The organism is Gilliamella sp. Lep-s35, assembly GCF_009795845.1.
In the GTDB taxonomy this organism is placed as follows: Bacteria; Pseudomonadota; Gammaproteobacteria; order Enterobacterales; family Orbaceae; genus Gilliamella.
This window is the reverse complement of the sequence record NZ_WTEX01000100.1, coordinates 1-228: the sequence shown is the minus strand read 5'-3', so window position 1 is coordinate 228 and position 228 is coordinate 1. Positions and strand designations below refer to the sequence as shown.

Here is a 228-nt window from a genome sequence, read left to right as displayed (position 1 = left end):
AAAATCATTCAGTTACTATTACTATGAGTTGTGCCATTGTTGGCTTAAGCCGTTGTGCTTACTATTATAAACCTAAGTTACAGGATGATTCGGTGATTATTTTGGTGTTGAATGCTATCACGGAAAGGCATTTACGCTGGGGCTTTCCTAAATGTTTTAATCGTATCAGAAAGCTCGGTTATCAATGGAATCGTAAACGGGTTTACCGGGTGTATTGTGAGTTAAAAC

At 37.7% G+C, this 228-nt stretch carries 1 protein-coding gene; it reads left to right on the top strand.

Features of this window, described 5'->3' with window-relative positions; genetic code table 11:
• Nucleotides 1-23: 23 nt before the first annotated feature.
• A partial coding sequence (locus GQ590_RS12610; RefSeq protein ID WP_368669183.1) for an IS3 family transposase occupies nt 24-228 on the top strand: 205 nt, incomplete at its 3' end.